This window comes from Halolamina pelagica, assembly GCF_001307315.1.
Classification (GTDB): domain Archaea; phylum Halobacteriota; class Halobacteria; order Halobacteriales; family Haloferacaceae; genus Halolamina; species Halolamina pelagica_B.
This window is the reverse complement of sequence record NZ_LGUC01000002.1, coordinates 296,145-321,146: the sequence shown is the minus strand read 5'-3', so window position 1 is coordinate 321,146 and position 25,002 is coordinate 296,145. Positions and strand designations below refer to the sequence as shown.

Here is a 25,002-nt window from a genome sequence, read left to right as displayed (position 1 = left end):
CAACACATCGGCGGAGGTGTCCTGCGACAGCCACCCCGACTGGAGTCGGGGTCACCCGGCACCTCAGCGACACTGTCGCCACCGACGCCGATCCCGCGTCGAGTGGCGCTCGTTGGGCACTAGAAAACTGTTTCGCTGACTGACCGTGTGCGGTCAACTCGGTAGCGATGGCGCCCCTAGGAAGAGATGCGATGGCAACGAGCGAATCCGAGTCGGCCGAGGCCGGTGCACAGTCCCCCTCGATGAACGAGCTCGCGGTGCGAGCGATCCGCCAGGGCATCGCGGAGCAGGCAAGCCGCCAGGAGAAGTTCCAGCTGTCGGTGCGGGTGCAGGACTCCACGGACGAGGCGGCCACGAAGGCGTTCCAGCAGGACCTGATCGAGTTCATCAAGCGCAAGGTCGAAGCCGGAGACGTCAGGGTCCCCGAGGTCGCGATCGCGCTCTGGGACGAGGTCAACCGCATGGAGGAGATGGTCCGGGAGGCGAGCGAGGAGTTGGACGACGACGCCGCGGACGACGAGAACGACGACCCGAGCGAGGCCAGCGACGACGACAGTCCCATCGCGGACCTGGCGGGTCAGCCCTCGACGGACGATGCCGAGGACGCCGACGCCGATGCGGACTCGGGGCTCCCCGAGGACCCGGCGTTCCACTGAACCCGTCCGGCCACCCTTTTCGAGCAGCGTGACCCATGCCGAACCAGCAGCCGTGATTATCGGCCACTAATCGGCTGCTTCGACGCCGAAGCAGGCGCCTCCGCTTCTCGGCTCGGTCACTCCCCGGGCGTCCAGCGGCGTGCAGCAACGAGGCCGAGGACCACCGGGGCAGCGAGACCGGGTGCTACTGTCGCCGGCGCCAGCAGCGCCGCACTCGTGACGATCGCGGTCCCCAACACGAGACACAGCCGTCGCCATCGCGTCGTTGCGCCTGCCGTCGACTCGGCACCGACGACGGCCGCCCCGGTCGTCACCACGACGATACTGCTCCCGAGCGCGTACGCGAGAACCCATGACTGCGGGCCGATCGCAGCCGACGGCCCGACCACCACAGTCGCCCTGAACAGCATCCCGCCGAGGGCGACTATCGTCACGCCGCTCCCGCCGAGGACCCACTGCTGCCACATCCCGGCCGGGGGGTCGGGACTGTCCCCGGCGGAAGGCGTCTGATCAGCGGCTGACTGGCGAGCAGGAGCTGCACACCGAGCACGCTCACGATCCACGCCAGCGCGACGCCGTCGGCCTGGTGGGCCGCCACGAGGAGGGCCCAGACCGGCCCGAGCGTTTCGCCGAGCGAAATCCCCGGAAGCGACACCGCGAGAACCGTCGCGCCGACAGCGACGAACAGCGCGACGGCGAGCGCGTCGACCACGCGGGCAACCCACGGCCCGAGCGGGCCGGGGAGCGACTCGAAGGTCGCCCCGACGACCGTCGGCCCGGCACCGGCACGAACACAGCCCTCGTCGTCGACACCATGCAGTTCGGCGTGACAGTCCGCACAGAGGGTGAGGAGGTTTTCGAGATCGTGGGCCCCGCCCATCCGCCGCGGCACGATGTGGTGGCACTCCAGATCTGCAGCACCGAGATGGCCGCCGACCGCGCCGCAGTGCTGACACCGGAACTCGTCACGGAGGAAGGCCGCGCGCCGCCGTGACGACCAGTCGCCCGGTAGCCCAGTCACTGTTCTGTAGCGGCGGGGATCACGCTACAGCTCCGGCCCCGAGTCGTCGTCCGACGAGGGTCCACCGAGCGTCGGTCCCGGCCCTCCGGGGGTCGAATCCGAGCCCAGGAGCTCACTGAGCCGGGAGCGGATCCCGCCGTCTCGCTCCCCACCCTCGTCCGTTGTCTCGTCGTCGAGGCCAACGCTGCTCCGTACTTCGGTGACGGCTCGCTCGGCGCGACGTTCGACGGTCGCGTCGCCGGCCCGCTTCACCGAATCCATCTGCTTGCTGAGCGTGTCCATGATCCGGTCGCGCTCGGTCGCGACTTTCCGTCGGTAGTACACACCGGCGATGCCACCCGTGACGACCGCCCCGAGAACCCCGGTGCCGGCGAGGAACAGCCAGCCCGGGCGCTGACTCGACTGTGCCCGGTCCCAGGGGTTCCCGGTCAGTGTGACTGGCTCGGAGACGCTGGCGTCGAGGCGCTGGCCGTTCCTGGTGAGTTCGACCGACGCCGTCGCGGGCGTGAGCTGCTGTTCCCCCAGCGTCGACGGGACGACCGTGAACGCGATCTGCACTCGCTCCCCGGGGCGTAGTTCGGGGATGGTGAACCGGTTCCGCCCGTCCGAGCTGATCGAGACGTCGTGGTTGCTCGGGGTGACCGTACTCGAGTAGCTGTCCGTCTGGATCAGCGTCCGTGGCCCCGACTGGAACTCGACTACCACGTCGGTCAGCTTCGACTGTTCCGGTTCGATGGTCAGGGTGACCTGCACTTCCTGTGACGGGGTCGTCCCGTCGTAGTTCGTGCTCATGGCGACGGCCTGATCGACCGGGCCAGTGGCGGTACCCGCGGCGGGAACCACCGCACCGAGCCCGACGAGCAGCAGCATCGCGAGGACGAACCGGCGTCGAATCATTCCCCGGTCACCCCGTCGGAGGCGGACGTGCTCGTGGCGTCGTCGTCGACCCGCGTCTCCATCGGGCCTGGCACCGAGGGGATCAGCTCGGGGTAGGCGTTGTGGTGTGGGAGGTCGATATCGCTGCCGAGGAGCCGCTGGAGCGTCCCCTCGTGCCAGCGCTCCTTGACGACGCGGAACTCCGAGGTGTTCTGCAGCTTCACGTTCCCGTGGAGCATGACGAACGTGAGGCCGAACGGGTCGTCGACCCAGCAGCCGTTCAGCATCTCCTCGACGTCGTTGTTGTTGGCGATGATGTCGAGGTTGCTCTGGATGTCGCCGTCCATGCTGAACACGTCGGCGTTCCCCGAGGCAGTCATCGGGATCACGATCCGGTGGAGGGATTCCCGGCTCCCGATGCCGCTGGTCTCGAAGGTGTCCTCCATCGGCTCCGAGAGCACCCCCATGGCCGTCTTGATCTGGCGCAGGATCTGATCGCGATCTAACAGCCCGTCGTCGATCAGGTCGAACAGGGTCTCGGCCGCGGTGAGGCTCTGCCGACCGATCTCCCGCCCCGGATCGAGCGTCAGCGGGATGTCGCCGATCGAGCCGGTGAACGTGTCCGTCGGGTCGACGCGGTCCCGGTGTGCGTCGCGGCGGCTCTCGAGCGTCCGGATCTGACTCTGGCGCTGGGACACCAGCTCTGATCCCGTCTCGTGGTGGCTCCGCAGGAACTCCTCCAGCGCGTCGAGCGCCGCCTGCAGCGGCGGGAGCTCACCCGTGGTGATGCGGTTCTGGAGCGTTTGGAGCTGGTCGAACTCCTCGAACAGCCGCTCGAGCTCCTCGCGGGTCTGTTCGATCTCCCGGAGGGTCTGCTTCAGCCGCTTGCGCTTGCTTCGCTGGTACCAGCTGGTGTTCGAGAGCTCGGTCTCGACGTCGGCCGCAGAGTCGGCCAGGTAGGGGTCGATCCCCTCCTCGTACTTGCGCGTCGGTTCGCTCTCGCTCAGACTGGCCAGCGAGTCGTCGAGGTCGTCCTCGTTTCGCTCCCAGAGCTCGTCGATCCGCCGCTCGAACTCGTGGTCGGTCAGCTGGGCGTTGATACGGCTGAGGATCAACTGCAGGAAGGCGTACTTCCCGATCGTCTGGTGGGGGACGAACTGTCCGGCCGCGAAGTCCTCGGTCTCCTTGTTGCCGACTTTGTCGTCGAACTCGTCGGGGTGGCGGTCGCCGTCGAGAGTTCGTCGGTGATCCGCTCCATGCTCTGTTCGATCTCCTCGAAGCTCGCCGCCGTGAGATCGAGCGCCGAGGTCGCCTTGACGAACCGGTCTCGCCGCCCGGCGACCTCGCTGCTGATCTCCTCGATGCACTCCGGGATCTGCCCCGGTTCGAAGCTGCTGGCCCGGAGTGTGCCGATCCCGTCGTTCAACGCGTCCAGCGCCTCGAGGTGTTCTTCGAGGGCCGCCTTCTCGGCCTTGACCGTTCGGATCGTGTCCTTCGACTCGACGAGCTGTTTGGCTGCGTCGACCGTCGCCGTGACGTTCGCGACGTCGATGGTGTAGAAGTCGTGTTCGAGTCGGTTGTACACGTTCCCCGGGTCGCTCCCGCTCACCGACAGCAGCGAGAGGACCGTCGAGGCGAGCTTGAAGTTCACCCGGGCGAGGTAGTTGTTCTGCAGGTCGCCGTCGTACTTCGACTTCTCGGCTGCCTGCTCGTCGATCGGCGCCATGAACAGCCCGTCCAGCGGGGGCTCGCTGATGTCGATCGCGTCGGTCGTGCTCGCGACGGGCGTCTCGATCGCGTCGGGGCGGGCGAGGCCGCCGTCGAAGGGACTACTCTCCGTGTCCTGCAGCGCGGCCAGCGCCTGGAGCGTGTTGCAGGAGTTGACGTAGTACTCGGCTGGCCCCTCGGGGTCCAGCTCCTGTCCGTCAGTCCGGAGCTCCGAGACGGTGACCAGGGCGTTGATGAAGATGTCGACGCCGTAGCGGCTCTCGATCCCGTTGGCCGCCTGGCGAATCATGGCCGCCAGCAGCGGCATCATCCCTGCCCCCGTTCCTCCGGATCCCGTGCCGACGAGCCAGATCGACGCCGAGTCGTCCTGGCTGCTCAGCGCCGAGCGGAGCTTGCTGGCGACGCTTCGCTTGACGCGGCGGTCGTGCCGTTCGAGGAGGAGGCGACCGGTACCGGGGTTTCGCGTCGCCCCCTCGATGTACAGGTCGTGGTTCCGTCCGACGAAGGGGACGGACGGGTCCTGCTTGGCCTGCTCGAACTCCTTTTTGATGCGCTCGTCCGTATCGAGCGGGATCTCCTCGAACTCGTCGGGGTGGAGCTCCGGTCGATCGAGCTGGTCTCGATGGGGACGAACTCGATCTCCTGTTCCACCTCCAGGTCCTGCATCAGCTTGTGGATCCACCAGCCGGTTTTCAGGCCGCCCGTGCCGGCCATAAACACGAAATTTGTGGGTTGGTTGCTGTGGTCAGTCATGGGTTGTGTCGCCCGGGTGACCGCCGTTCGCGGTCCGTCCGAGCTCAGTCCACAGTACCGCCGAGAACCCCATCACCGTGTTCGCGTCGCGCCTCGGCGGGGTTCGAACAGGGCGCCGTGGCTCGTTCAGCGCGGGCGTTTCGACCGTCTTCGGCGCTGCCTCAGGCAGCCCGACTCGGCACACTCCCGCGGGCTGTGACCGCGGCAGTTGGTGGTCCTGAGGCTGACCGATTCCACTCGGGGTGATGCAGCGACCCTGATGGCGGCAGTGCTGCACACCGAGTCGCTGTCACCGACGGGCCGAACGAACCCTCACAGCGACCGCCAGGGGATTGGCCGCTGCCCGGGTCGATACGGGCCCGTTCGTCGAGTCCGCCTCTGCCGTCGACGACGACGGTGGCGGGCCCACAGCAGGTAGTGTCCGTCGCGTTGGGATGCGATCTGGCTCAGAACTGTGCGACTGGGCCGGTCGCTGTGTGGTATGCCTGTGAGACCGAGAAGCGTCGTCGACCACGGATCGGGCGAGGAAACTGCCGCGGACCCCCCGTTCAGCGTCCAGTCAGTGCTAGCGACCGACGGCCGGCTCGTGGTCCGTGTCGGCGGGACGGCACTCGGCGTCGTCGAGTCGCGCGCGTGTCGAGAAATCGTCGACCGTATCGCCACGCTCCACGGCTGGGACCCCACCGGCGCCCAGACGGAGCGTTCGTTCGGCGGTGTGGGCCAGTTCACTCGGGAGTTCGTCTTCTTCGACGAGGCGTGATCGGCGGCTACCGCCCCGGCTCAGGTGATGATCACCGGCTCCGTCTTCCACCGGAACGTCAGGTGGCCGTCGTCGAACGCGGGCTCGAACGTCTCGAACCCCGCCCGGTCGCCGATGGCGTCGATCCGGGCGTCCCGCTTCGTGTGGTCGTCGTCGTCGGTCTGGTAGAGACCGATCTGGAAGATGTTCTTCCAGTCGGGGTCGCGTGCTCGACGTACTCCGTAAAGAGGCCGTGGAGGGTGTGCTTCAGCTCGCTGTCGGTGACTCCGTCCGCGAGTGCCATCTCCTCGCCGAGGAGGGTGCCCTCGATGACGAACCCCTTGCCGACCTGCCCACCGAAGTCGTCCGGCCGGAACTCGCTGAACGTCAGTTTCGGCGCGACGCAGTCGAGCTTGTCGGCCACCTGCACGTACGTGTGGGCCTCGGTCGCGAACAGGTCGACCGGCACCGGATCGACGCCGCCGTCGGCCTCCACCTCGTCCCGGCCGGCGTGGTCGAACTCGGTGCCGGGGTCGTTCACTCGGAGGTACTCGATCGCCGCCCGGACCGTGTCGGTTGTCGGCGCGTGGAACGGGTCCACCAGGTACTCGCACATCGGCTCGAACGGGACGAAGTACCAGTGCTCCGGACGGGCGACCTTCGGGATCGGGAAGCCGACGAGGAGCCGACACAGGGCGTCGAGGTCGCCGTTGTCGCTGAGGTCGGGGTTCGCGTTGTCGTCGAAGTGGGGCTTCTCGGTGGCGTTCCGGCCGATGGTCGCGGCCTGCAGCGCGCCGTCGCCGGCCATCTCGCGGACGGCCAGGAACACGTCACGCTTGCGCGTCTGTCCGAGTAGTTGCCACGCCATGTTCCGGAACTCCCGCGGCGCCTCCCGTTCGAGGTCCCACGCTGGCTCGGCCCCCTCGGTGGTCTGCTGATCCGACATACACAGAGATACTGTCGCCAACTGACTCGGCAGTTCCACGCATCTCGATTCGGCGAAAGGTTATTGTACACCGGTCGGATAGCCGCCTGCGCTCGGCCTGGTTTATGAATGAGTGATAAAGACTCCGCTGAACGAGGGCCTTCGGCGGCGTAGACTTATGCCCCTCGAATCGATAGGTGATGTCGACACGAGTAACTGGAATGCGACGAGAACAATCAACAGCGAAAACAGGTTTGCAAGCCGACGCTTCCGGTGCCGACGAGGATCCGGCGGGAGCGTTCTTTCGGCACGCCGAGCGGGCGACCCTGCTGACGGCGTTCGATCGTCCAAGCCTGGGCCCACCGCCGGAACCGACGCGGGCCCGGATCGCGCTCGACACCGTCATCGAGTTATACAGACGCGGTGAGGTGGTGACTGACCGGAGGGAACTGAAAGACGCCGTCTCGAAGCGGAAACCGGTCGAGGAGACCGGCTCACAGGACGTCTTCGAGAAGCTGTTCTCGTTCTCGGTTCTCGTTCCGGTACGGCGGGTCACCGGCGGGCGGGACGACAAACTCCTCTTACACGGCGACGTGATCGAGTGGTTCTCGGGCGTCGTCGACGGGGCGGCGGTGGCGTCTGATAGCGCCAGAGAGCGTGCCGTGATGCGGTTCGTCAACACCCAGTTCGAGCAGGATACCGACCGCACTGCCCGTGCGGTCGCTCAAGACGCCTGGCTCTACAGTCGGATGGTCGACAAGGCCGAAACCGCGGCGACGGACGCCGAACTGGCACACGAGGGGAAGTGCAAACCCGACGAGCCACCGGAACCGGACTTCCTGCTGGCCGACGCCTTCGTGCCGGAGTCCAAGTGGGGCGGGAAGTACAACCAGTACGTGCTCGAAGGACGACTGGCGGGTGACGTGACGCCACGATCGGAGCGCGTGTACGAGCGCGCCCTCGAACAGCAGATGACCACGTTGCTGACGGCGGCGCTCTATGGCACCGGCGGGTTCTGGGAACTCGAAACGGAGCCGCCGGCGGACTCGGACGCCGACGAGGAGGCGTCTCAAACAGCGCCGGAGGACCCACAGCACGGGATCAGCCTGCAAGAGTTCCGGACGTACTTGATGGGGCTTGCGGCGGAAACCGACCCGGCGACGATTCCCACGGAGTTCCCCGAGCAGGCGGCCGAGTTCGACACGGCCTACGAACCGGACCGCACGCGCAGTGCGGCCTACTACGCAATCAAGAACCAACGGGTGGAACGATGACGAACGAACGACTCGCAATGCACACAGCCGAAACCGAACCGCCACTGGTGGAGGACGTCTGGGAGGACGTGCTGGTCGAGTTCGGCATCGAACGGGATCGGGCCGAACAGATCACGCGGCTGGTGTTCTCGAACCCGGAACTGACGATGGCGCAGCGCCGGCCCGACGAAATCAGGCGGATCGTCGGGGACGAACTGGCGTCGCTCGACCTCGACTCGGAGGTGGGGAGTCGAAGCCGGAAGCTCCACACACTCCTCGTCGACGTTCTCCAGTCTGGGTTAGACGGGGTCTTACTGGGTCCAGCAGCCGCACCGGACGACGTGGCCCACGACGCGGCAGCCGCCCGTGGCGAAGCGTTCGACGCCATACGGCGTTCGTTCCGGGAGACGAACGTGACGCCGGAGCAGATCGATTTTGCCGAGTTCCCGTCTGCTGAACAGGGGCCACAGCCGGGGGAGGGAACTGTCGCCTCGACGGCGCCGTCCGGGCCGAGCGGTCCCGGGGAGGAGACGGGTTCCGACGGGTTCGCGATGAACAGGGCGTTCCCCCAGGACATCCGGGAGTCTGAACGGCCCAGTGAACCGGTCGAGCGGACCGAGACTCAGGAGATCCTCTCCTTTATCGACGACGCGCGAACCGACAGGTCGCCGATCGTCCGAGAACAGGTGATGGAGAGCCTTGCTGAGCTCGCCAAGCTCCCCGGCATCAGGGCCGACCGCCAGATCGACAAACTCGTCCAGGCGTACCACGAGGAATCCGACCCCGACGTTCGGGCAGCGATCGTCGCCGGACTGGAGACGTACGTGCGCGATACGTCCGGGGGCGACACGCGGGCGACCGACGCCGGTACGTCGACTGACCCCGACGACGGCGGAGCCACGGGGTCGGATATCGACCCCAGGGACGCCTCCACCGGGAAGTTCTCCGACGAGAGCGAATAGGCTGCGACGATAGACAGAGCACCCCTTCACTATGTCCAACCCCCTACCCGAACTCAGAGACGGCTTCAACATGTCGGTCAGCGAGCACCAGTCGTCGGTCGAACTCGAGCGCGCCAGCACGAGGGAGTTGCCGCCCGAGTTCCGCGACATCGAGAACCCGCTCGCCACGGTCGCGCCGCACGTGAGCCAGTTCGTCGTCCGAGTCAACCCAAGCAAGCCCGTTCACCTTCGCTACTTCCAGACGTTCGGGCTGGCCGAGGAGATGATGCACGGACGGCGGCACCGGTTCGGCCTCACTCGGAGCCACCACCTGCTTCGAATGCGGAGTATCCGTGCGCTGTTCGACGCGATCGACGACCCCAGCCGCATCCAGTCGGCAGCCGAGCGGATCGTCGACGCCGAACAGGCGATCGACACCCTCCACGAGCGGCGCTTCTCGTTCCTCGAAGGCGTCGACAAGTATCTCTGTCAGTCGGTGATGTCGGAAACGGGGTATCTCGACCGGCATATCGACCAGTACCTCTCGCTCGACGAGGCAGCCGACCGGGAGACGGTCGAACGGCGGTTCGAACGCCTCCGGGAGTTCCTCACCCGCCGAGCCAGGGAAGAGGACGCCGAGGTGTACGATACCCTCGCCGGCCTGGAGCGAGACTACGGTCGGCGTGTCACGGAACTCGCCGCCGACGCCGCGCTCGATACGCCGTATCTCGTCGGCCCGCACGACATCGACGGGTTCGACGCCATCCCGGCTGGCGACCTGAACCTCCGGGATCGGCTCGACGCCGCCGTTAGCGCGGTTCGAAGGATCGATCCGGGCGACGTCGACGAGGAGTCCGAGGAGGCGCTCCTGGCGGAAATCGAGGCCGAACTGTCCGGGCCGGTCCAGGGAGCCGAGGGCGTACATCCCCGCGAACTCGACCTCCCACTGCTTGATATCCCCCAGTCGATCGAGTCGACCGACCTGCTCCGCAACAAGTACGACGTCGTGCTCGAGGCGCCGACGGAGATGGGGCAGATCATCAACGCCGCCTTCCGGTTCACCGGCAACTTCGGCGGCGTCGTCTACCGCATCGAAACCGAGGACGGGATCCAGCCCAACTGGCTAGTGAACCCGCTGGTCGCGGACGAGGCCGTTCCCGACGACGCCCTCGGGGTGCCCGTCGACGCCGTCGAGACGTACAAACAGCTTTGGGAGCGGGTGTACTTCGGCAACGAACTGTTGGACACGCTCCTCGGGATGGTTGGACGGGACGCCGATCGGACCGTCGCGTGTCCGCTCTGTGGCATCTCGGCCACGGGCGGTGTCACCCCGACGGCTGTCCCTCCGCACAGATGGTCGACACTGTGCGGGAGCACAAGCTCCAGTTCGTTCAGGCGCTCGAAGACGCGCGGTAGGCCGCCCGCCACTCGAGCCGCCGATGGTGTCCGTTCAGACTGGAAGCGCTGCGGCCGGCGCTGATCGGTGACACAGAGTACCCCGACTGGAGTCGGGAAGGGGCGTCGGCGCCTCCCAGAGCGGGTGAGCCACGACGAATCGGGCTCGGTCTGTCTTCTCCGAGCGCAGCCATTCCTACTCGCGATTACGGTGATGCTGGTCAGGGGTGTACACTGGGGTAGACACGGTCGTGAGCGATCACGACCCGATCACTGTCCCCACACAGCCCGACACAGTACGGCCAACAACCCACCGTTGCCCGGACGGTTATCCGGGCAGACAGCACCAACCCACACCACAATGGCGCAGATCGTTACGGTCGACAATCAGGAGATTCCGGTCGAAGAGGACACCACCGCAGCGGACGTGAAAGAGCTCGCCGAACTCGACGAGAACGCGATCCTCACCTACCGTGGGGACGACGGGTTCGAGTCGCTCAACGACGACGACATCGTCGTCGACCACGTCGACGAGGGGGCACAGCTGACTGCCCAACCGTTGGCTGACGACAACGTCTTCGGTGGACCATGACGCTCGCGGCGGCGCTCAGCGACGTTCGGGAGTTGGAACGCAGCCTCGGCGACGAGTTCGCCGGCCGTCTCCGCTACGACTTCAGCGACGACCACGAGGTCAGGATCGACGGCTTCGCGTTCCCGGATGGGTGGCAGAACCGCAGCGGCGGGCGCTACGGCTCCATCTTGATCGAACTCCCGGAGACGTATCCGGAGCACCCGCCGCGGGTGTTCGTCTCGGACGACATGCGGTACGAGGGGTCACGGCCCGTCCAGATGGCGCCGGGACGCGTCGATGCGCCTGCCGACTGGGCGGCGTTCGACCTGTTCTCGGATCCCGATAGCTGGGACGCGAGTGCCCATTCCCTCGTCACCGTGTTCGAACGGCTCCAGGCGGTGCTCGAAAGCCCGGATGGGTTCGACGAAGTCCAGAACTAACACCCTATGACGAGAGACACGACAGCTACGACGATCGAACAGCGCCTCCGGGAGGCCGACGAACTGCCGTCGGCGACGCAGGGCGAAGCTGCCCCGGACGAGGAACCCGACACGACCAGCGACACGGACCACGACGGCGCGGCCGGTGGAACAGCGGCCACCGAGCGCCATACCGTATCGCTCAACGGTGAGCCGGTCAGTATCCGCCAAGACACCACTGTCGGTGAGTTACGGGAGTCTGAGGGGTCGGCTCCGAGGCGGTGTTCACCTACCGGTCCCCCGACGGTATCGAAGCGCTGACCGACGACGACGTGGTCGCCGACTACGTCGACGACGGCGGCGAGATCCAGACCCAGCCGATGGGCGACTCGGAGGTGTTCGGCGCGCGATGAACCCGAACCGCGTCGTCCCGGAGGTCCAGGAGCTCCACGAGATGATCAAGCAGCGACAGAACCCGATCATGTCGTACGACCTGGCCGACGAACTCGAGGTCCGGATCGAACAGCTCCGCTTCCCGGAGGGGTGGGAGAACAGCGACGGCACGCGCTTCGGTGACGTGATCTTCGACCTGAGTCGAACGTACCCCCGCAAGCAGCCGAAGGTGTACGTCTCCGGGGACATGCGGTACGAAGGGGACAGCCCGCACGTGCTGTACGCCCGTTCGGTCGCGCCCGCGGGGTTCATCAAGTACTGTATCCACACGCTTCCCGACTGGGACCCCGCCGAGCACGATCTGAAGACGATGTTCAACGTGCTCGAAGTCTCCCTGGAGAACCCCCGCGCCAAGAACCCGCTCATGGAGGCCTGACAAATGGACCAGTCAGCGACAGTCTCGGTTACGAGCGGCGAGGTGGCCGACGACGTGGAGTTGGTCCTGACTGCAGCACAGGTGGCGCAGCTACGGGACTGGACACTCCAGGACGACGGTATCGAGCGGTTCGCCTACATCTACTGCGAGCCCCAGCACGGCCGACTGCTCGCCCGCGAGATCGATCCGATCCCCGCCGAGGACTGTGCCGTGATGGAGTCGAGCGCCGTTCGCCCGGAGCTTGCTGTCGAGCGTGAGCGGCTCGGGGCGGCGATGGAGGCGGGGCTGGTACCGATCATGGTCCACAGCCACCCCTTCAGCCAGCGGCCGGGGTTCAGCGCGCTCGACGACGACATCATGGAGTCCTACCGAAAGTGGCTGGGCAAACTCTACCCGGAGACGCCGCTCGGGTTCGTCGTCGTCGGTCACCGCGGCGTCGATACCGCGGTGTACACCGATCCGACCGAGCCCCAGCGGGACCGGCTCGGGGTCGACATCGTCGGCGAGTGGACGCTCGACACGCCGCTCGAGACGCCGAGCACGGCGCCCGACGTGTCGGTCGATGCGGACCGATACGACCGGTCCATCAGGGCCCTCACCGACGACGGCCAGCAGCAAGTGGCTGACACCACCGTCGGGATCGCCGGCCTCGGGGGACTGGGGTCGATGGTGGCGCTGCAGTTGGCACGCTTCGGCGTTCAGGAGTTCGTGTTCGCGGATCCCGACGTCGTCGAACGGTCGAACCTCCCCCGCATCTACGGGGCGACGGCGGCCGACATCGGCCGCGACAAGGTCGACGTTGTCGGCGAGCAGGTCGTCCGGGCGAACCCGGACGCGGAGGTACGGGCCTACAACGACCGCGTGCAGGCCGTCCCCGAGCGCGTTCTCGCCGAGTGCGATGTCGTCATCGGCGCCGTCGACAGGCTGAGTGCGCGCCTCTACTGCAACGAGTTCGCCACTCGTCACCTCCGCTACTACATCGACGGCGGCGTCGCCATCGAGACCGACGACGACGAGCGGGTGACCGAAGAGCGGGGGCTGATCCAGCTCGTCGCCCCCGGCGTCACCGCGTGTCTGGACTGTCTGGGTCGGAACGACCCGGAACACCTCCGGGTCGAGGAGATGTCCGACGACGAGATCGAGGCCGACATCGAGCGGGGCTATATCGACGAGGACGTCCGGTCGCCGGAACCCGCGATCACCCCACTCAACGGGATGGCCGCCTCGTCGATCAGCCGGCTGTTCACCAAACTCGTCACCGGCTACAGTTCGCCGACTGACTACCTCCGGTTCGATGGGCTCGACGAGGAACTGGTGGACGTGGGGACGCACCCGTCGGACGACTGCATCACCTGCGGCGCCGACGGGATGCTCGGCGTCGGCGAGCAGGCGTTCGAGACCGACGCCCTGATCGGCGGTGACATCGACGTGTCGTCGCCCGCGAGCGAGGCGGAGGCGGTCGAAGCGACGACGATCACCGGCGACACGCTCCAGGAGGCGTCGAGTGATTCTGGAACCCCCGACGACGGGACGGCTGGCCCGGCGCCCGATCCGGCAGGCACAGCGTCGGCTGCCGGCCCGGCGGCGCAGGCCGTCGAGTCGACGGCGTGGGGTTCGACTGCCGACCCCGGCGCAGCGGGAGCACAGCAAACAGCCGACTCCTCGATGGCTTCAGCCAGCGACCGCTCACCGTCGGGGGCGAGTCGGCTCAGCCGGGCGGCGCGGGAGCGAAAGTGGCTGCTAGGCCTGGCCGTCCTGGCGTTCGTCGCGATCAGGCGGCTCAGGAGCCGATCCTGACGCCGCTCCGCTCGTCGAAAAAAGAGAACGACCGATGGCTCACTGGAACGCCGGGTCGTCCGGCAGCCCGGCGTCGCTGTCGCCGTCGTCCCGGGCCGCGTCACGGGAGTCGCCCTGCTGGGGCATCGCGGACGGCTCGCCGGCATCGCCGTCGCCGTCGCGAACGTTCCGCTCCATCAGCGCCACCTGTTCCCAGAGCGCGATCGCGGCCTCGGGAACGCCGATATCCTCCTCGGCCATCTTGGTCTTGATGAACTCGATCAGGTCCTCCTGGAACTGTTCTGCGGCGTCGGCATCCGGGTCCGAGCGGACCCGGAGGAACGTCTGGAAGTTCTCCTGGTGCTCGGCCTGTTCGGCCAGGCGCTGTGTGAGTGCCTCGATCGGGGAGTCAGCCTGTTCGTCGTCGTCGGCCGCCGTGGTGTCCGTTGCTGCCATCACACCTCCTCCTACTGGCTGGAGGCGCATCGACCCCTCCGACGAGCCACAGTCTGCGAAGTGTTTAAGTATCACTCCTCGGCCGACGACGGCCTCGCCGTGCTCGGGCCGGTGGTCGCCGCCAGGTCGATCGCGACCGAGACCCCTCGATCGGAGAGGTCGCTGTCCCGGCTCGCCTTCCCGAGCGTGGGTCGACATTCGGGGGTCGACACGAGCAGCTGTTGCAGGTCGCGCGCGTCCGCCCCGACTTCGGCGATCCCTTCGACCGCTGCGACGGCGGCGATCCGCCCCCGTTGATGATCGCGGCGTAGAGCGCCTCGCGGATGCGCTGGATGGGTGCCTCTGGCGGCGCGGACGTGGCCATCTCGGTGAGCGCCTCGGCGGCCCCGCTGACGGCGTGGCTCCGACCGTCAGTGATCCCGGTCCGGAGTACCTCGACTCCCCGTTCCCACGTCTGCCGGTCGTCAGTCGTCACACACAGCCTCGCGACCGCGTTCGCGGTGGCGTTCCCGACCGCCCCGTTGTCGTCGACCATCCCGAGTGCCAGCGTCTCGACGAGGCGTCGACGGACCGAGGTTCGGAACCCGTCGGCGTGTTCCTGCAGCAGATCGACGGTCTCGCGGCGGAACTGGAGCGACCCCGACGTGAGGACGTGGGCCACAACGACGTCCAAATCGTCGTCCGGCGAGAGAGCCATCTCGGCGTCGGGCGTCGAGGTGAACCGGAGTTCGGACAGGACGACCTGCTCGGTCCGCTCCTGATCGGAAGCCGCAGCGACGTTTATCGCTGTCAACGCGTCCTCGTGGTCCGTCGCCGCCGACGGGGGTCGACCGGGAGGTCACCCCGCCCCCACGCCATCGCGAGGTTGACGGCGGTCTCGTCGTCCTCCAGGAAACTGCCGAGAATGGCGTCCGCGCGGTCGGTCGACTGTCGGGCGAGCGCCGCCATCGCGAACAGCCGGACCACGTCGTGATCTGCCGCCGCAAGGTAGCCCAGCACGGGGACGAGTAGCTGGCTGTCACCCCCTCGTCGACGAACTCCAGGTGCGTTTGGATTACTTTCTGCTTCGCCAGCGGGCTCGCGTCGTCGTGAAGCGCGGCGTCAAACAGCGTTCGCCGTATCGCTCGCTGGGTCTCGGCGGGTTGTGCCGCGAGCCAAGCGCCGGAAACGGCGTCCACGCCCGAGGCGCTCACGTGGTGGTAGCCGTTCCACACGGCGGCCCGAATGACGTCGAGGGCCTCGGGTGCGAGGCGCTGGTCGAGTGCTTCCAGCAGTTTCGGGGCGTCTTTGAGGATCTCGACTGCGCCGTCGCGCTCTCTGCTCACGAGCGACCGGACGAGTGCGAGCACCATCGCCTGTCCCTCGGGGTCGTCGGTCCGGATACCGATCTGCCGAATCGGTTTCCGTACGCTGTGGAGTGGCTCCGGTTCCCCTGCGGTGAACTCGACACGGAGTACGTCGAGGACCCGATCCAGTAGCGATATCGAGGTGCTGGACGCTGCAACGTCGCCGAGCGCGTCCGCGGCCGCGCTTCTCGCGAGGTACTCGTCCGTCTCCAGTGCCCGTTCGAGCATCGCGATCGCATCCCGGCGAAGCGTCGTATCCGCGATACACTCGCCCACCTCCCCGATTTTGAGCGTAGCGACGAGGCTGAGGTGCAGTTTCTCGCTCTCCCTGACGATCCGGTCGAGAACCCCCAGTACCTCCCGCCTGACCGCAGTCGAGTCAGTACCGGCGCCGATCCTCTTGAGTTCGGTCAACGCTGCGAATCGGATCATCGCCTCGAGGTCGAACGTCGCATCCGAGGCGAACTCCATCAGTTCCTGCAGCCGCCCTTCGTCGTCGATGTCGACGCCCGCCTCGAATATCGGGCCCATCATCTCCGTGTTCACCACCGGCCCGGCGTCCACCGCCGTTTCGAGCAGGTACGTCGACTCGGCAGCTGCCCAGTCGTTCGCCTCCGCGGCCGTGAGAAACGCCTCACGGACCCGCTGAAGCGGTTCGTCCCCATCCTCGTCAGTCAGCATGTGCTGGTCAACGACGGCAGCCAGCCGGTCGACCGCAGTCATCGAGAGATCGTCGTACCCGTTGTCGACGGCGATCCGGCCGAGTTCACGCAGCGTGGAGATAGCGAAATACGCCCGCTGGTGTTCTACGATGGACTCGAGTGCACTCGCGGCGTGCCGCTGTATCGGTTCGTCGAACTCGGGGGCCGCGTACGTTCCCAGCACCGTCGCAACTGCGCCCCCGTCCCCGTCTGCTCGGTCGTTTTTCCGATCTCGCAGAGCACGTCGACGAGCTCCCGGTCGGGAGCGATCCCTTGCTCGACGAGCGACCCGGCCGTCTCGATCAACGTCTCACGGATCGGTTCGATCGACTCCACCCGCAGCGCGCGCAGGAGGGCCGACTGGTGACCGGTGAATCGCTGCCCGTCGGTGTCGGCGACCGCGAGGAACACCTCGGCACAGGTCGCACGGATGTCGGTCGAGTAGTCGTCGATCTGTGCGAACTCGTCGACGGCCGAGACCTGTCGGTCGATCTCCGCGAAGTAGATCTCCCAGACCGTCCGCAGATGCTCGGCGGCCGCCGCCGGCGCGTCCCGCGCCACCGCGACGGCGTGCCGACGGGACCGGAGCTGTGCCGGCGTCTCCTTCCCCTCGCGGGCAGCACCCAAAAGCGTCTCCACCGCCGAGTCGTTCTGCCGGGCCCCCATCGCTCTATCTGGGCTTCGCCGTCCGACGGGTAAACGTTGCGGGCAGGGGCGTGGTTACCCCTCGACGGTCTGCAGTTGCTCACGCCCGATCTCACAGCGGTCCGCGAGGCCGGGGGACGCCTCCACGAGCCGGCTCGCTGCCTCGAGGAGCCGTGAGTCGAGGATCGGCTGGCCCGTTTCGTACGCCGTCTCGACGAGAGCCAGACAGTCCCGTCGGTGCCGTGCCGCTTCGACACCGAAGGCTCCGACCGCCATCGCCGCCGTCTGTGCCCCGAGCCCGTCTGGATCGGTCAGTTCAGCCTCAGCCCACCGCAGGAGCCAACTGGCGGACAAGTGCCCCTCCGACACGTGGGTCGCGAGCTCCTCGGCGACACGGCGCCGAACCCAGCCGCTCGGGTCGTCGACGTGGGCGATCAGCCGGGACGTGAACGCCCACGCCGACAGCAGCCCCTGCTCGGCGAGGTCGCTGAGCGCCTCGATGGCGATTTTTCTCAGCCCCTCGTCGTCGCGCTCGGCCGCGGCCAGCGCCAGGTCGAGATATCGGTGGCTGTTCTGGTCGGCGCGCTCATCGACGGCAGCGAACGCCGGGAGCATCGAAACCTCCCGGCGAGCGAGCTCCGTCGACGGCGCGAACGCATCGCTCGTCCAGCGACTGACCAACCGCTCCAGTTGCGACTGCGAAAGCGCCTGCAGGAGCGCCTCGCCGAACTCCTCGACGGGCTGTTCGGACGCGTTCCGGAGGAACGAACGGACCGAGTCGACGGTGACTAGGTCGGTGTCCGTCAGTTCGTCCGGGGGTCCAGGGCCCGCTTGTACACGGGCAGCCCCCCGACAGCGGCGACCCGAAGCGCGGCCCGCCAGACGGTCGTCAGTTCGATCGGGTCCGTCACGGTCGCCTCGTCGTGCAAGAACTCGGTGTCGGGGCCCCAGTTCCCCGGAATGCCGGTCTGTAACGCGTTGCTGATCATCGCCGAGACGAGCTCGTCGTGGGAGCCCACGAGGCGACCGTGGTCCTCGATCTGGTCGCCGAAGGCGAGCAACAGGTGGTACGCACTCAACGCGTGACCCTTCCCCTCGTCGAGCAGGTCGAGCCCGGAATCGACCGCGGCACGAGACTGCTCCGGCGCGCTGTTTACCAGTCGGCGGAACACCACGCCGCATGCGTGTCGCTGTGCGGCGGTGGGGCTCTCGAACAGCGCCTTGATCAGGGCGTTGGCGGCCACCGACGGGGCGTGCCACTCGGCGGGCGGGGAGAGGGCGAGCAGCCGGGCGAGGATGCCGCTCGTCGCGGTGTCCGCGCTGAGCCGGTCGACGACGAAGGACCGGTCGCCCTCTAGGTCGCCGAGGTGCGCTGCGGTGAGCAGGCCACGGGCGGCGATCCGTCGAACGAGTCGGTGTGGGTCGGTCAACTGCGTCACGACGACGCCCTCGATCCGCTCCCAGTCCACCCGGCCCGCCCGAAGCAGCGTCCGCAGCGTCCGGAGCGCCGCCGCGGCTGCCGGCGGCTCACCGTCTCTCGCAGTGGTTCTCAGGGAGTCCACCACGGCCGCCGAGGGGGCGGTCGCCGTCGTCAGCAGTTCGTCCCCGAGCCGGCGGACCGTCACCGGCTCGAGAATGCGCGGTTCGAGGACGGTCGAACCGGCATCGGCCGCCGCCGTCCCGACGACGCCAGTCTGGCGCGGCGTTCCCGGGGATCGGGCCCCGGCGTCGAGTCGGTCGTGAAGGGTCGCGGCCGTCTCCCGGATTCGGCGGACCGGGTGACGCCGAAGTGCCCCGACGGCGGCCAGCGTCGCGGCGTCGACGGTGAGCCCCGCACGACCGCACTTGTCGGCCTGCTCTCGGAGGTGACACAGCACTGATTCACGGAGTGCGTCCGAACCGAATCGGAGGAACACGTGACTATACTCGGTGCGAATGGCCGAGGGGACAGTGTCGGCTGCGGTCGTCGACTCGAGATACTCCTCGACCACCGCTCGGACGCTCCCTGACGGGTGGCTCGGGAGTGACCGAACTACCTGCGTCACGATTTCCTGCCCTGTCTGGTTCGGTGGCGAACTGTGCGTCAGTATTTCGAGTGTCCGTTTCGGTTCGGCGACCGCCAGTTCCGCGGCGACGCTCGTCGGCGGCGCACCCACCGTGTCACAGATGCGCCCGAGCACGTCCGACACCGGCCCCGACTCGCCCTGCGCGATAGCCGACAGCAGTCGTCGTTTCGCGTACGCTCGTTGGTCCGGGTCGGCACTGCAGACGAGCACTGCCCCCGCGAGCCACGCGTGGCTCGAGGTTTCTCGCTCGGGGGTATCAAGTTGGTCTTCGAGGCGACGACGCCAGCGTTCGCCGGCGGGCGGGGCCGCGAGGCAGGCAGTCCCGAGGAGGCGGAACCCGACGACCCCCCGTTTCTCCGTGTCGACCGCCAGCTCGTAGAGTGCCGCCCGGCACTCCTCGGCGACGCGAGGGTGCCGAGTGAGGAGCGCCTCGATCGTGTTGATCCCGTCGGCAGTGTTCCAGTACGGCGACGAGTCGGCTTCGAGCTCCTCGATTAGCGCCCGGAGCAGGTCGGCGGCGGCTCCCAGGTCGGGGTTCTCCGCGTCGAGAAACGCCTCGACGATATCGGTCCGGAACTCCTCCGCGTCGAACGCTTCCGGATCGGTGTACGCCGAGGCGAGGGTCTCCCAAAGCGCGGCGTCGTCCCCCAGTCGCTGGCGTTCTCTACGAGCAGTCGGAACACGGGCGCAGTATCGAGTTCGTCCGGGATCTCGAACTCCGCCTCCGGTGCCCGCTCGATCAGTTCCCGTGCCATGTCGATCTCACCGATCGTCTCGGCGAGGAACTGGGCAATCCCGCCCACGTTCTCGATCGTCGTCTCGGGACTGGCGAGGCGTGCGTGAAAGCGGTCCAGAACGACAGCGATCTTGCTGGACGTGATCTCGATCACGTTCTCCTGATCGAGATGCAACACGGTGTCGATGAGCTCGTTCATGAGGTCGCCGTCACTCGTCAGCAGTCGGGCCAGCAGTGCGTCCCGAACTGCCTCGGGGTCAGGGACTGGCGCCTCCTGATCACCAGTGGCTTCGAGTAGCGCCCTGAGCCCCGCAACTGCGCGGAGAGCGGTGGTCACGTCGGCGTCGCCCAACGTCCGGAGCAGGTCGGTCGCCACCTGCTCACGATAGGCGCCGGAGGCGCCACGGGTCGACACCTGCAGCACTGAGACGAACCGTCGCCGAACCGTGCGTTCGGCGGCGGAGCGCATCGCTCTGTGGTCGTCGACGATCGACCGGAGCCATCCCGGTCGCTCCCGGCCGAGCGTTCGGACGGCGTCGAGCGCTGCGGCCCGCACCTCCGGAGCCGGGTCGACGATCGCCGACTCGAGGCGATCACGATACGGTGTGAGTCGGTTGAACGCAGCCGTTCCGAGGGGGCGGAGGCTGTCCCGGAGCAGCTTGTCCGTCTCGCTGGAGCCGATTCCGGTGTAGAGATTCCCGCCGTCGAGCTCGGCGCCGCGTTCGAGAACAGGCTCCGGCGGCCGTCCGCCGATCGCCGCGAGCGTGGTGACGGCAGCAGCACGGACGGCCGGTTCCGCGGCCGAGGTGCGGGCCGCAATCTCGTCCATCGCCGGGTCGGGGATGCGCTCCGGGACGATCCGGCCCAACTGCGCGAGTCGATAGAGCGCGTCGCGTTTGGCTGTGTCGTCACCGTCCTGGAGCGTCCAGACGGCGTCGGCGACTATGGGGCGGGTGACCGCCGGCTCCGCGGTATCGAGCCGTCTGAGTGCCCACGCACAGTCTCTGCCGGATTGAGAGTCGGCATCGATCCCGTCGACGAGCGGGCGGACTGCCCCCTGTAGCAGCCCCGGCTCGCCGGCCGCGATCGTCGCGAGAACCGTCGCCGCGGCCGCCGCCCGGTCCGACGCTCCCTCGTCGCTGATCGCGCTCACGAGGGGTTGGACGCAGTCGGCCATCGCCCGCGGGGAGTGACCCGCGATCCGGTCGAGCGTCTCGATCTCGTGGGTGGTCAGCTCGGCGTCGGCGTCGAGTCCCGACCGGAGCGACTCGATCACCGCGCGGGATTTCTCCGGCGCCCGCTCAGCGGCCGTCGTCGCCACTTCGAGCGCCCGCGTGCGGACTAGCCGCGGTCGTGCGGTCAGCGCCGGGAGAACGTCGTCGACGACCGATCCGGGGTCCCGTTCGCCGGCCCGGAGCTCCGTCGCACATCGTTCGACGCCTTCGAGATCCATGTATCGGCGAGACGACGAGCAGCCGACAAACCCTTTCCCCGAGTCCGGTCGAGACGACCGACAACGGCCCATCGACCCGGCAGCCTTCGTCCTCCCGAGTCGGATCGGCCTGCTTCGGCGTGGGTGAACGCCGACGGTAGAACCGGTATGGGTATCGTGCTGTACATCCAGATGTCGTCGCCGCGCGACGCAGATCATCATGAGTACGGAGGATTCAACGCAGACCGTCGGGGCAGCGACTACGGAGACGTTCGGGAACTTGGCGGTGCTCGAACCGACCGGGCACCCGATGGTCCCAGAGATCACACAGGAGACGTACCACCGGCGCTCGGTCGCCGGCGGTCGGACGGACGTGGAGATCGTCACTCGCGCGCTGGCGCTCGGGATGAACGTGGTGCTGAAGGGGCCACCGGGGGTCGGCAAGAGCTACTTGGCGAAGTATCTCTGTGCGCAGACGAACCGCCCGCTGTACCGTATCACCCTCTCGGAGACGACGTACAAGGAGGACCTGCTCGGCCACCTCCATCTGTTGAGCTCCGACGACGGCGGCACTCGGACGGAGTGGATCGACGGGCCGCTGACGCGGGCGGTCCGGGAGGGGGCGTCCTGCTGCTCGACGAGATCAACGCCGCCGACGCGAACACGGTCGCTGCGCTCAACGCCGTCATGGAGCAGCGACAGACCCGCTCGCTGACGATCCCGCAGACGGGCGAGACGATCGAGCCCCACCCGGAGTTCCGGGTCGTTGCGACCGCAAACCCCGGCTACCAGGGGACCTACGAGCTGAACGACGCGTTCGAAGACCGGTTCCGCCACATCAAACTGACGTATCTCCCGGCCGAGGTGGAGACCGACCTGATCCTCGACCGGACGGGGCTCGACGACGCCCGCAGGCAGGAGGTCGAGGACCTCGTGGCGCTCGCGGGGCGACTGCGCGAAGCGTACGTCGACGGCGAGCTCTCGACGCCCGTGACCACGCGCGAGCTCGTCAGGATCGCTCAGTTCATCCAGGACGACTTCATGGACCTGAAAGCGGCTGCCAAGAGCGAACTGGTGGCCCGCGTCTCCGAGTACGACGAGACGCTGGTCGAGACCTACATCGCGAAACGCCTCTAACAGTGCAAGTCACACCCGAAACCTCGGACGTGGAGCTCGCCTCGCTTTCGACGGCCGAACGGGCCTCCGAGAGCCGGCGGGACACGCTCGAACGGCTGGCCGGGCTCTGTACGCCCAGAGCGGTGTCCGTGTCTGTCAGCTTCGTGGAGGACGGTGCCTGCTGTGTGGTCGACGACCGCCCGGGCGAAGCGTACGAGATCCGGATCCCGACGCGGGCGTACGACCAGCCAGGAACGGACCTCCCGCCGGCAGTCTGGAACAAGCGGGTGCAGGTCGGGCTGCTGTTCCACGAACTCGGCCACGTGCTCTATTCGGATTTCGCACGGTTTCACGAGCTGCTCGACGACGTTCGCCCCGAGTGGACGCCGGTTTTTCGGACGATCTACAACGCCGCCGAGGACGCCGTCGTCGAGACCCAGATTGCCAACGAGTTCAACGTCACCAACGACCTGGTGCTGTTGAACAGGACGTTCCGCAAACTGGCCGAGGACCGCCACCGCCGGTTCGCGGCGCTGTTCGAACTCGGCCCTGCCACGGGGGCGGGCGCCGATCCTCCCGTCCGTGGAGAGTACACCGTCCTCGAAGGGCTGAAAGTCGGCATCCTCGACCGCGGGTTCACCCGTGGCGACCGGTTTGCGGAGCTCGTCGATCCGGCAGACCCGACCAGGCAGGTCAGAGACGGCCGGGAGGACGTTCTACGGGAGCTTGAACCCGCGTTGGATGAGTACGTCGCCACGATGCTGGCCGAACCGGACGGTGTCGAGCGCGTCGATATCGCTGCTCGCTTCTTCGAGCACGTCCGGGACCGACTCGACCCACTTCCGGCGATCCAACACCGGCCCGTTGACCAGATGGTCGTCCGTCCACAGGACGCCGACACCGACACGTTCGGTGCGTCCAGACGAGCGACCGCCCTCCCCGACAGTGAACAGGCGCGGGAGTACGTCCGTGACGGGCGTGAGCGAGCAGCCCACGCCGGTGCCGACGGGGCGTCGACGGCCAGCACAACCGGCGGCGATGCGGACACGGACGAGGACCGATCACGGTTGCCCCCGGGAGCCGTTGCACAGCGGGAGCTCCGGCAGCGAGCTCGGCAGGCCGGAAACGTCGCCCGCCGTCGCAGTGATCAGTCCACGGCCACGCTGGAAGCGGCTGCGAAGTCGCTGCGCCAGTTCGTCCGCGACGAGTCGACCGGAGTCGAGCGCATCGGGATCGGGGAGAAGTCCGACGCGGGCGATGCCCACGAGCGGTGGGCGAACGCGCAACGGCGGGCGAGACAGCTGGCGGCCGACCTCGACGCCAAACTCCGACGGCGTCGGCGGACTCGGTTCGAAGGCGGTCGCCGGACCGGTCGCGTGGACAGTTCCAGAGTCACCAATGCCGTCCGGGGGACAATCGTGTGTTTCAGCGGCGAACAGGCGGTGACGAACGGGACTACACCTGCCTGATCGTGCTGGACCGATCGGGGTCCATGGACGGAGCCCGCCTCGAGGCGGCAGAGCAGGCGGTCGGCCAGCTGCTCTCGGCGTTCAGCGAGGCCGACGTCGATACGGGCCTGCTGTCGCTGTACGAGAGCCTCCCGTATCTGGAAGTGCCGGTCGGGGTGATCCGGGGAATCACGTCCGCCGGTTCATGCGCCGAGATGCTTGTGGTACCACCCCGTTGTCGGAGACGCTCGCGGCCGCGAAATCGCTGCTCGACACCGGGAGAGGCGCTGTGCCGCTGGTGTTCGTCGTCACGGACGGCGAACCCGACTCGACCGACGCCTACAGGGACGAACTGGCCGCCTGCTCGTTCCCGGTGTACGGCGTGTACGTGGATCCGGATGCGGACGGCGATCCGGAGTACTTCGACGCGCTGGTGACCACGGACGCCACGTCGGTCGATCGGGATCTACGTGCCCTCGTTCGATCGCTCTTCCGACCGGGGTAGGTCACTCCCCGAGGACAGCCGTCCAGATCCTGCCAATGGGTCATCGAGTCGGCCCGTCACCCACCCCCGGGATGTCCGCAATTTTCCGGAGGAAGATGCGTATCACACCGTCCGGTAAGAGTTCGGTCCGCGTGTCTGGAGCCGATTACACATCGTCTGCGGAGGATAGCAGCCCGGGTGCTGTCCAATGATCCGCAGACATGATGTGAAGCGCCCAGGTGACAAGCCTTGGCGGCGGGTGCCCGTTTATCAATCTCCTCAATAATGAGGCAACGCGCCTACCGGAGTTCGCCGAAAACAACCTGGCAAATGAGGGGTGCGACGCCGTTCGCCGAAAACTCCAGTCCAGAGGTAACCTGCATCGCCTGCGGCGAGAAATTCGACGAGGACGATACCTACGAATACGACAAGTACGGGGATCAGTGGTGCCGCCAGGGGAAAGAGTTCGAACGCGTTTGTAAGCCCTGTTACCGGGAAAACTGCCGCCGGACCCGTGACGGACTCGAAAAAGCGCTCATCGCAGCCGACGCCGGTCGAACTGACCGTGAAACGTTCCTCCAACAGTTCTGTGAGCTGATGGCTGAGGGATCAGAGCGAGAGCAGAAGGAACGATGACGCCTCGGTAATACGTTGAAGAAGAGCATAGCCCCGAGGAAGCGAGAACGCGTC

29 protein-coding genes and 1 pseudogene are annotated in these 25,002 nt (G+C 67.3%); 17 read left to right on the top strand and 13 right to left on the bottom strand.

Annotation, left to right across the window (positions count from 1 at the left end):
• Positions 1 to 191 precede the first annotated feature (191 nt).
• Positions 192 to 656, top strand: a complete 465-nt coding sequence (locus SY89_RS15290) for a hypothetical protein (protein WP_054585005.1) — start codon at positions 192 to 194, stop codon at positions 654 to 656.
• A gap of 116 nt (positions 657 to 772) precedes the next feature.
• Here the strand turns inward: SY89_RS15290 and SY89_RS15285 are convergent, their stop codons facing one another.
• The 5 genes from SY89_RS15285 to SY89_RS15265 are packed head-to-tail and all read right to left on the bottom strand — an operon-like array spanning position 773 to position 4,963.
• Positions 773 to 1,090, bottom strand: coding sequence for a hypothetical protein (locus tag SY89_RS15285; protein WP_144427295.1), 318 nt, complete (start codon positions 1,088 to 1,090; stop codon positions 773 to 775).
• Positions 1,087 to 1,677, bottom strand: a complete 591-nt coding sequence (locus tag SY89_RS15280) for an HNH endonuclease (RefSeq protein ID WP_080506781.1) — start codon at positions 1,675 to 1,677, stop codon at positions 1,087 to 1,089. The genes SY89_RS15285 and SY89_RS15280 overlap by 4 nt, the downstream gene beginning before the upstream one ends.
• Before the next feature lie 24 nt (positions 1,678 to 1,701).
• Positions 1,702 to 2,574, bottom strand: a complete 873-nt coding sequence (locus SY89_RS15275) for a COG1361 family protein (protein WP_054585002.1) — start codon at positions 2,572 to 2,574, stop codon at positions 1,702 to 1,704.
• Positions 2,571 to 3,668 carry a hypothetical protein gene (locus SY89_RS15270; RefSeq protein ID WP_054585001.1) on the bottom strand — a complete coding sequence of 366 codons (1,098 nt, stop codon included), beginning with the start codon at positions 3,666 to 3,668 and terminating at the stop codon, positions 2,571 to 2,573. The genes SY89_RS15275 and SY89_RS15270 overlap by 4 nt, the downstream gene beginning before the upstream one ends.
• Entirely contained in the window at positions 3,665 to 4,963 is a 1,299-nt protein-coding gene (locus SY89_RS15265; RefSeq protein ID WP_054585000.1) for a tubulin-like doman-containing protein, read from the bottom strand. The genes SY89_RS15270 and SY89_RS15265 overlap by 4 nt, the downstream gene beginning before the upstream one ends.
• Before the next feature lie 552 nt (positions 4,964 to 5,515).
• Here SY89_RS15265 and SY89_RS15260 point away from each other — a divergent pair.
• Positions 5,516 to 5,794 carry a hypothetical protein gene (locus SY89_RS15260; protein WP_144427293.1) on the top strand — a complete coding sequence of 93 codons (279 nt, stop codon included), beginning with the start codon at positions 5,516 to 5,518 and terminating at the stop codon, positions 5,792 to 5,794.
• 58 nt (positions 5,795 to 5,852) lie between these two features.
• Here SY89_RS15260 and SY89_RS15255 read toward each other — a convergent pair whose 3' ends face one another.
• Positions 5,853 to 6,719, bottom strand: coding sequence for a hypothetical protein (locus SY89_RS15255; protein ID WP_054584998.1), 867 nt, complete (start codon positions 6,717 to 6,719; stop codon positions 5,853 to 5,855).
• Between the two features lie 410 nt (positions 6,720 to 7,129).
• On the opposite strand from SY89_RS15255, the gene SY89_RS15250 reads away from it, so the two are divergent.
• The 8 genes from SY89_RS15250 to SY89_RS15220 all read left to right on the top strand — a co-directional run bounded on the left by SY89_RS15250 (position 7,130) and on the right by SY89_RS15220 (position 13,903).
• Positions 7,130 to 7,972 carry a hypothetical protein gene (locus SY89_RS15250; protein ID WP_144427292.1) on the top strand — a complete coding sequence of 281 codons (843 nt, stop codon included), beginning with the start codon at positions 7,130 to 7,132 and terminating at the stop codon, positions 7,970 to 7,972.
• A 17-nt stretch (positions 7,973 to 7,989) separates the two neighbouring features.
• A complete protein-coding gene (locus tag SY89_RS15245; protein WP_144427291.1) occupies positions 7,990 to 8,913 on the top strand; it encodes a HEAT repeat domain-containing protein in 924 nt (307 codons plus the stop codon).
• 31 nt (positions 8,914 to 8,944) lie between these two features.
• Positions 8,945 to 10,372 carry a hypothetical protein gene (locus SY89_RS15240; RefSeq protein ID WP_144427290.1) on the top strand — a complete coding sequence of 476 codons (1,428 nt, stop codon included), beginning with the start codon at positions 8,945 to 8,947 and terminating at the stop codon, positions 10,370 to 10,372.
• A 276-nt stretch (positions 10,373 to 10,648) separates the two neighbouring features.
• Entirely contained in the window at positions 10,649 to 10,879 is a 231-nt protein-coding gene (locus SY89_RS15235; RefSeq protein ID WP_054584994.1) for a hypothetical protein, read from the top strand.
• On the top strand, positions 10,876 to 11,298 hold the full coding sequence (locus tag SY89_RS15230; RefSeq protein ID WP_054584993.1) for a ubiquitin-conjugating enzyme E2 variant: 423 nt from the start codon (positions 10,876 to 10,878) through the stop codon (positions 11,296 to 11,298). Before SY89_RS15235 ends, SY89_RS15230 begins: the two co-directional genes overlap by 4 nt.
• Positions 11,299 to 11,558: 260 nt before the next feature.
• On the top strand, positions 11,559 to 11,690 hold the full coding sequence (locus SY89_RS19185) for a hypothetical protein (RefSeq protein ID WP_275575428.1): 132 nt from the start codon (positions 11,559 to 11,561) through the stop codon (positions 11,688 to 11,690).
• Positions 11,687 to 12,106, top strand: coding sequence for a hypothetical protein (locus SY89_RS15225; protein ID WP_054584992.1), 420 nt, complete (start codon positions 11,687 to 11,689; stop codon positions 12,104 to 12,106). The genes SY89_RS19185 and SY89_RS15225 overlap by 4 nt, the downstream gene beginning before the upstream one ends.
• 3 nt (positions 12,107 to 12,109) lie before the next feature.
• Positions 12,110 to 13,903, top strand: a complete 1,794-nt coding sequence (locus tag SY89_RS15220; protein WP_054584991.1) for a HesA/MoeB/ThiF family protein — start codon at positions 12,110 to 12,112, stop codon at positions 13,901 to 13,903.
• A gap of 39 nt (positions 13,904 to 13,942) precedes the next feature.
• Here the strand turns inward: SY89_RS15220 and SY89_RS15215 are convergent, their stop codons facing one another.
• From SY89_RS15215 to SY89_RS16865, 3 genes are all read right to left on the bottom strand, one after another.
• Positions 13,943 to 14,338 carry a hypothetical protein gene (locus SY89_RS15215; RefSeq protein ID WP_054584990.1) on the bottom strand — a complete coding sequence of 132 codons (396 nt, stop codon included), beginning with the start codon at positions 14,336 to 14,338 and terminating at the stop codon, positions 13,943 to 13,945.
• Positions 14,339 to 14,402: 64 nt separating this feature from the next.
• Entirely contained in the window at positions 14,403 to 15,131 is a 729-nt protein-coding gene (locus tag SY89_RS16870) for a hypothetical protein (protein WP_144427288.1), read from the bottom strand.
• Positions 15,128 to 15,337 (bottom strand): hypothetical protein, encoded by a 210-nt coding sequence (locus SY89_RS16865; protein ID WP_144427287.1) that lies wholly within the window; start codon positions 15,335 to 15,337, stop codon positions 15,128 to 15,130. The genes SY89_RS16870 and SY89_RS16865 overlap by 4 nt, the downstream gene beginning before the upstream one ends.
• Positions 15,338 to 15,426: 89 nt before the next feature.
• Here SY89_RS16865 and SY89_RS16860 point away from each other — a divergent pair, with 89 nt between their 5' ends.
• The gene (locus SY89_RS16860) at positions 15,427 to 15,816 is read left to right on the top strand and encodes a hypothetical protein (protein ID WP_144427286.1); all 390 of its coding nucleotides are present in this window, start codon (positions 15,427 to 15,429) and stop codon (positions 15,814 to 15,816) included.
• A gap of 674 nt (positions 15,817 to 16,490) precedes the next feature.
• On the opposite strand, the gene SY89_RS15205 is transcribed toward SY89_RS16860, so the two are convergent.
• The 3 genes from SY89_RS15205 to SY89_RS15195 all read right to left on the bottom strand — a co-directional run bounded on the left by SY89_RS15205 (position 16,491) and on the right by SY89_RS15195 (position 19,306).
• Positions 16,491 to 17,051, bottom strand: coding sequence for a hypothetical protein (locus tag SY89_RS15205; RefSeq protein WP_054584988.1), 561 nt, complete (start codon positions 17,049 to 17,051; stop codon positions 16,491 to 16,493).
• Positions 17,052 to 17,105: 54 nt separating this feature from the next.
• The gene (locus SY89_RS15200) at positions 17,106 to 17,645 is read right to left on the bottom strand and encodes a hypothetical protein (protein WP_144427285.1); all 540 of its coding nucleotides are present in this window, start codon (positions 17,643 to 17,645) and stop codon (positions 17,106 to 17,108) included.
• Positions 17,646 to 17,833: 188 nt separating this feature from the next.
• A complete protein-coding gene (locus tag SY89_RS15195; RefSeq protein WP_054584986.1) occupies positions 17,834 to 19,306 on the bottom strand; it encodes a hypothetical protein in 1,473 nt (490 codons plus the stop codon).
• A 51-nt stretch (positions 19,307 to 19,357) separates the two neighbouring features.
• Between SY89_RS15195 and SY89_RS15190 the strand changes: the two genes are divergently transcribed.
• Positions 19,358 to 19,594, top strand: coding sequence for a hypothetical protein (locus SY89_RS15190; RefSeq protein ID WP_054584985.1), 237 nt, complete (start codon positions 19,358 to 19,360; stop codon positions 19,592 to 19,594).
• On the opposite strand, the gene SY89_RS15185 is transcribed toward SY89_RS15190, so the two are convergent.
• A complete protein-coding gene (locus SY89_RS15185; protein ID WP_054584984.1) occupies positions 19,591 to 21,285 on the bottom strand; it encodes a hypothetical protein in 1,695 nt (564 codons plus the stop codon). The two genes, SY89_RS15190 and SY89_RS15185, sit on opposite strands and share 4 nt — an antisense overlap.
• Positions 21,286 to 21,484: 199 nt before the next feature.
• Here SY89_RS15185 and SY89_RS19385 point away from each other — a divergent pair.
• From SY89_RS19385 to SY89_RS15160, 5 genes and pseudogenes are all read left to right on the top strand, one after another.
• A pseudogene (locus tag SY89_RS19385) lies at positions 21,485 to 22,035 on the top strand (AAA family ATPase); the annotation flags it as partial.
• 93 nt (positions 22,036 to 22,128) lie between these two features.
• Positions 22,129 to 22,401 carry a CbbQ/NirQ/NorQ domain-containing protein gene (locus SY89_RS19765; protein ID WP_394325757.1) on the top strand — a complete coding sequence of 91 codons (273 nt, stop codon included), beginning with the start codon at positions 22,129 to 22,131 and terminating at the stop codon, positions 22,399 to 22,401.
• A gap of 2 nt (positions 22,402 to 22,403) precedes the next feature.
• On the top strand, positions 22,404 to 23,849 hold the full coding sequence (locus tag SY89_RS15170) for a hypothetical protein (RefSeq protein WP_054584981.1): 1,446 nt from the start codon (positions 22,404 to 22,406) through the stop codon (positions 23,847 to 23,849).
• 184 nt (positions 23,850 to 24,033) lie between these two features.
• Positions 24,034 to 24,333 (top strand): hypothetical protein, encoded by a 300-nt coding sequence (locus SY89_RS15165; RefSeq protein ID WP_144427284.1) that lies wholly within the window; start codon positions 24,034 to 24,036, stop codon positions 24,331 to 24,333.
• A 309-nt stretch (positions 24,334 to 24,642) separates the two neighbouring features.
• The gene (locus tag SY89_RS15160) at positions 24,643 to 24,948 is read left to right on the top strand and encodes a DUF7562 family protein (protein ID WP_054584979.1); all 306 of its coding nucleotides are present in this window, start codon (positions 24,643 to 24,645) and stop codon (positions 24,946 to 24,948) included.
• The last annotated feature ends 54 nt before the right edge of the window (positions 24,949 to 25,002 follow it).

Coding starts and splice junctions, on each gene's coding strand:
- SY89_RS15290 (WP_054585005.1), top strand. CDS start 192: ATGGCAACGAGCGAATCCGAGTCGGCCGAGGCCGGTGCACAGTCCCCC.
- SY89_RS15275 (WP_054585002.1), bottom strand. CDS start 2,574: ATGATTCGACGCCGGTTCGTCCTCGCGATGCTGCTGCTCGTCGGGCTC.
- SY89_RS15260 (WP_144427293.1), top strand. CDS start 5,516: ATGCCTGTGAGACCGAGAAGCGTCGTCGACCACGGATCGGGCGAGGAA.
- SY89_RS15255 (WP_054584998.1), bottom strand. CDS start 6,719: ATGTCGGATCAGCAGACCACCGAGGGGGCCGAGCCAGCGTGGGACCTC.
- SY89_RS15245 (WP_144427291.1), top strand. CDS start 7,990: ATGCACACAGCCGAAACCGAACCGCCACTGGTGGAGGACGTCTGGGAG.
- SY89_RS15240 (WP_144427290.1), top strand. CDS start 8,945: ATGTCCAACCCCCTACCCGAACTCAGAGACGGCTTCAACATGTCGGTC.
- SY89_RS15235 (WP_054584994.1), top strand. CDS start 10,649: ATGGCGCAGATCGTTACGGTCGACAATCAGGAGATTCCGGTCGAAGAG.
- SY89_RS15230 (WP_054584993.1), top strand. CDS start 10,876: ATGACGCTCGCGGCGGCGCTCAGCGACGTTCGGGAGTTGGAACGCAGC.
- SY89_RS15225 (WP_054584992.1), top strand. CDS start 11,687: ATGAACCCGAACCGCGTCGTCCCGGAGGTCCAGGAGCTCCACGAGATG.
- SY89_RS15220 (WP_054584991.1), top strand. CDS start 12,110: ATGGACCAGTCAGCGACAGTCTCGGTTACGAGCGGCGAGGTGGCCGAC.
- SY89_RS15215 (WP_054584990.1), bottom strand. CDS start 14,338: ATGGCAGCAACGGACACCACGGCGGCCGACGACGACGAACAGGCTGAC.
- SY89_RS15205 (WP_054584988.1), bottom strand. CDS start 17,051: ATGGGGGCCCGGCAGAACGACTCGGCGGTGGAGACGCTTTTGGGTGCT.
- SY89_RS15200 (WP_144427285.1), bottom strand. CDS start 17,645: ATGCTCCCGGCGTTCGCTGCCGTCGATGAGCGCGCCGACCAGAACAGC.
- SY89_RS15185 (WP_054584984.1), bottom strand. CDS start 21,285: ATGGATCTCGAAGGCGTCGAACGATGTGCGACGGAGCTCCGGGCCGGC.
- SY89_RS15165 (WP_144427284.1), top strand. CDS start 24,034: ATGCGCCGAGATGCTTGTGGTACCACCCCGTTGTCGGAGACGCTCGCG.
- SY89_RS15160 (WP_054584979.1), top strand. CDS start 24,643: ATGAGGGGTGCGACGCCGTTCGCCGAAAACTCCAGTCCAGAGGTAACC.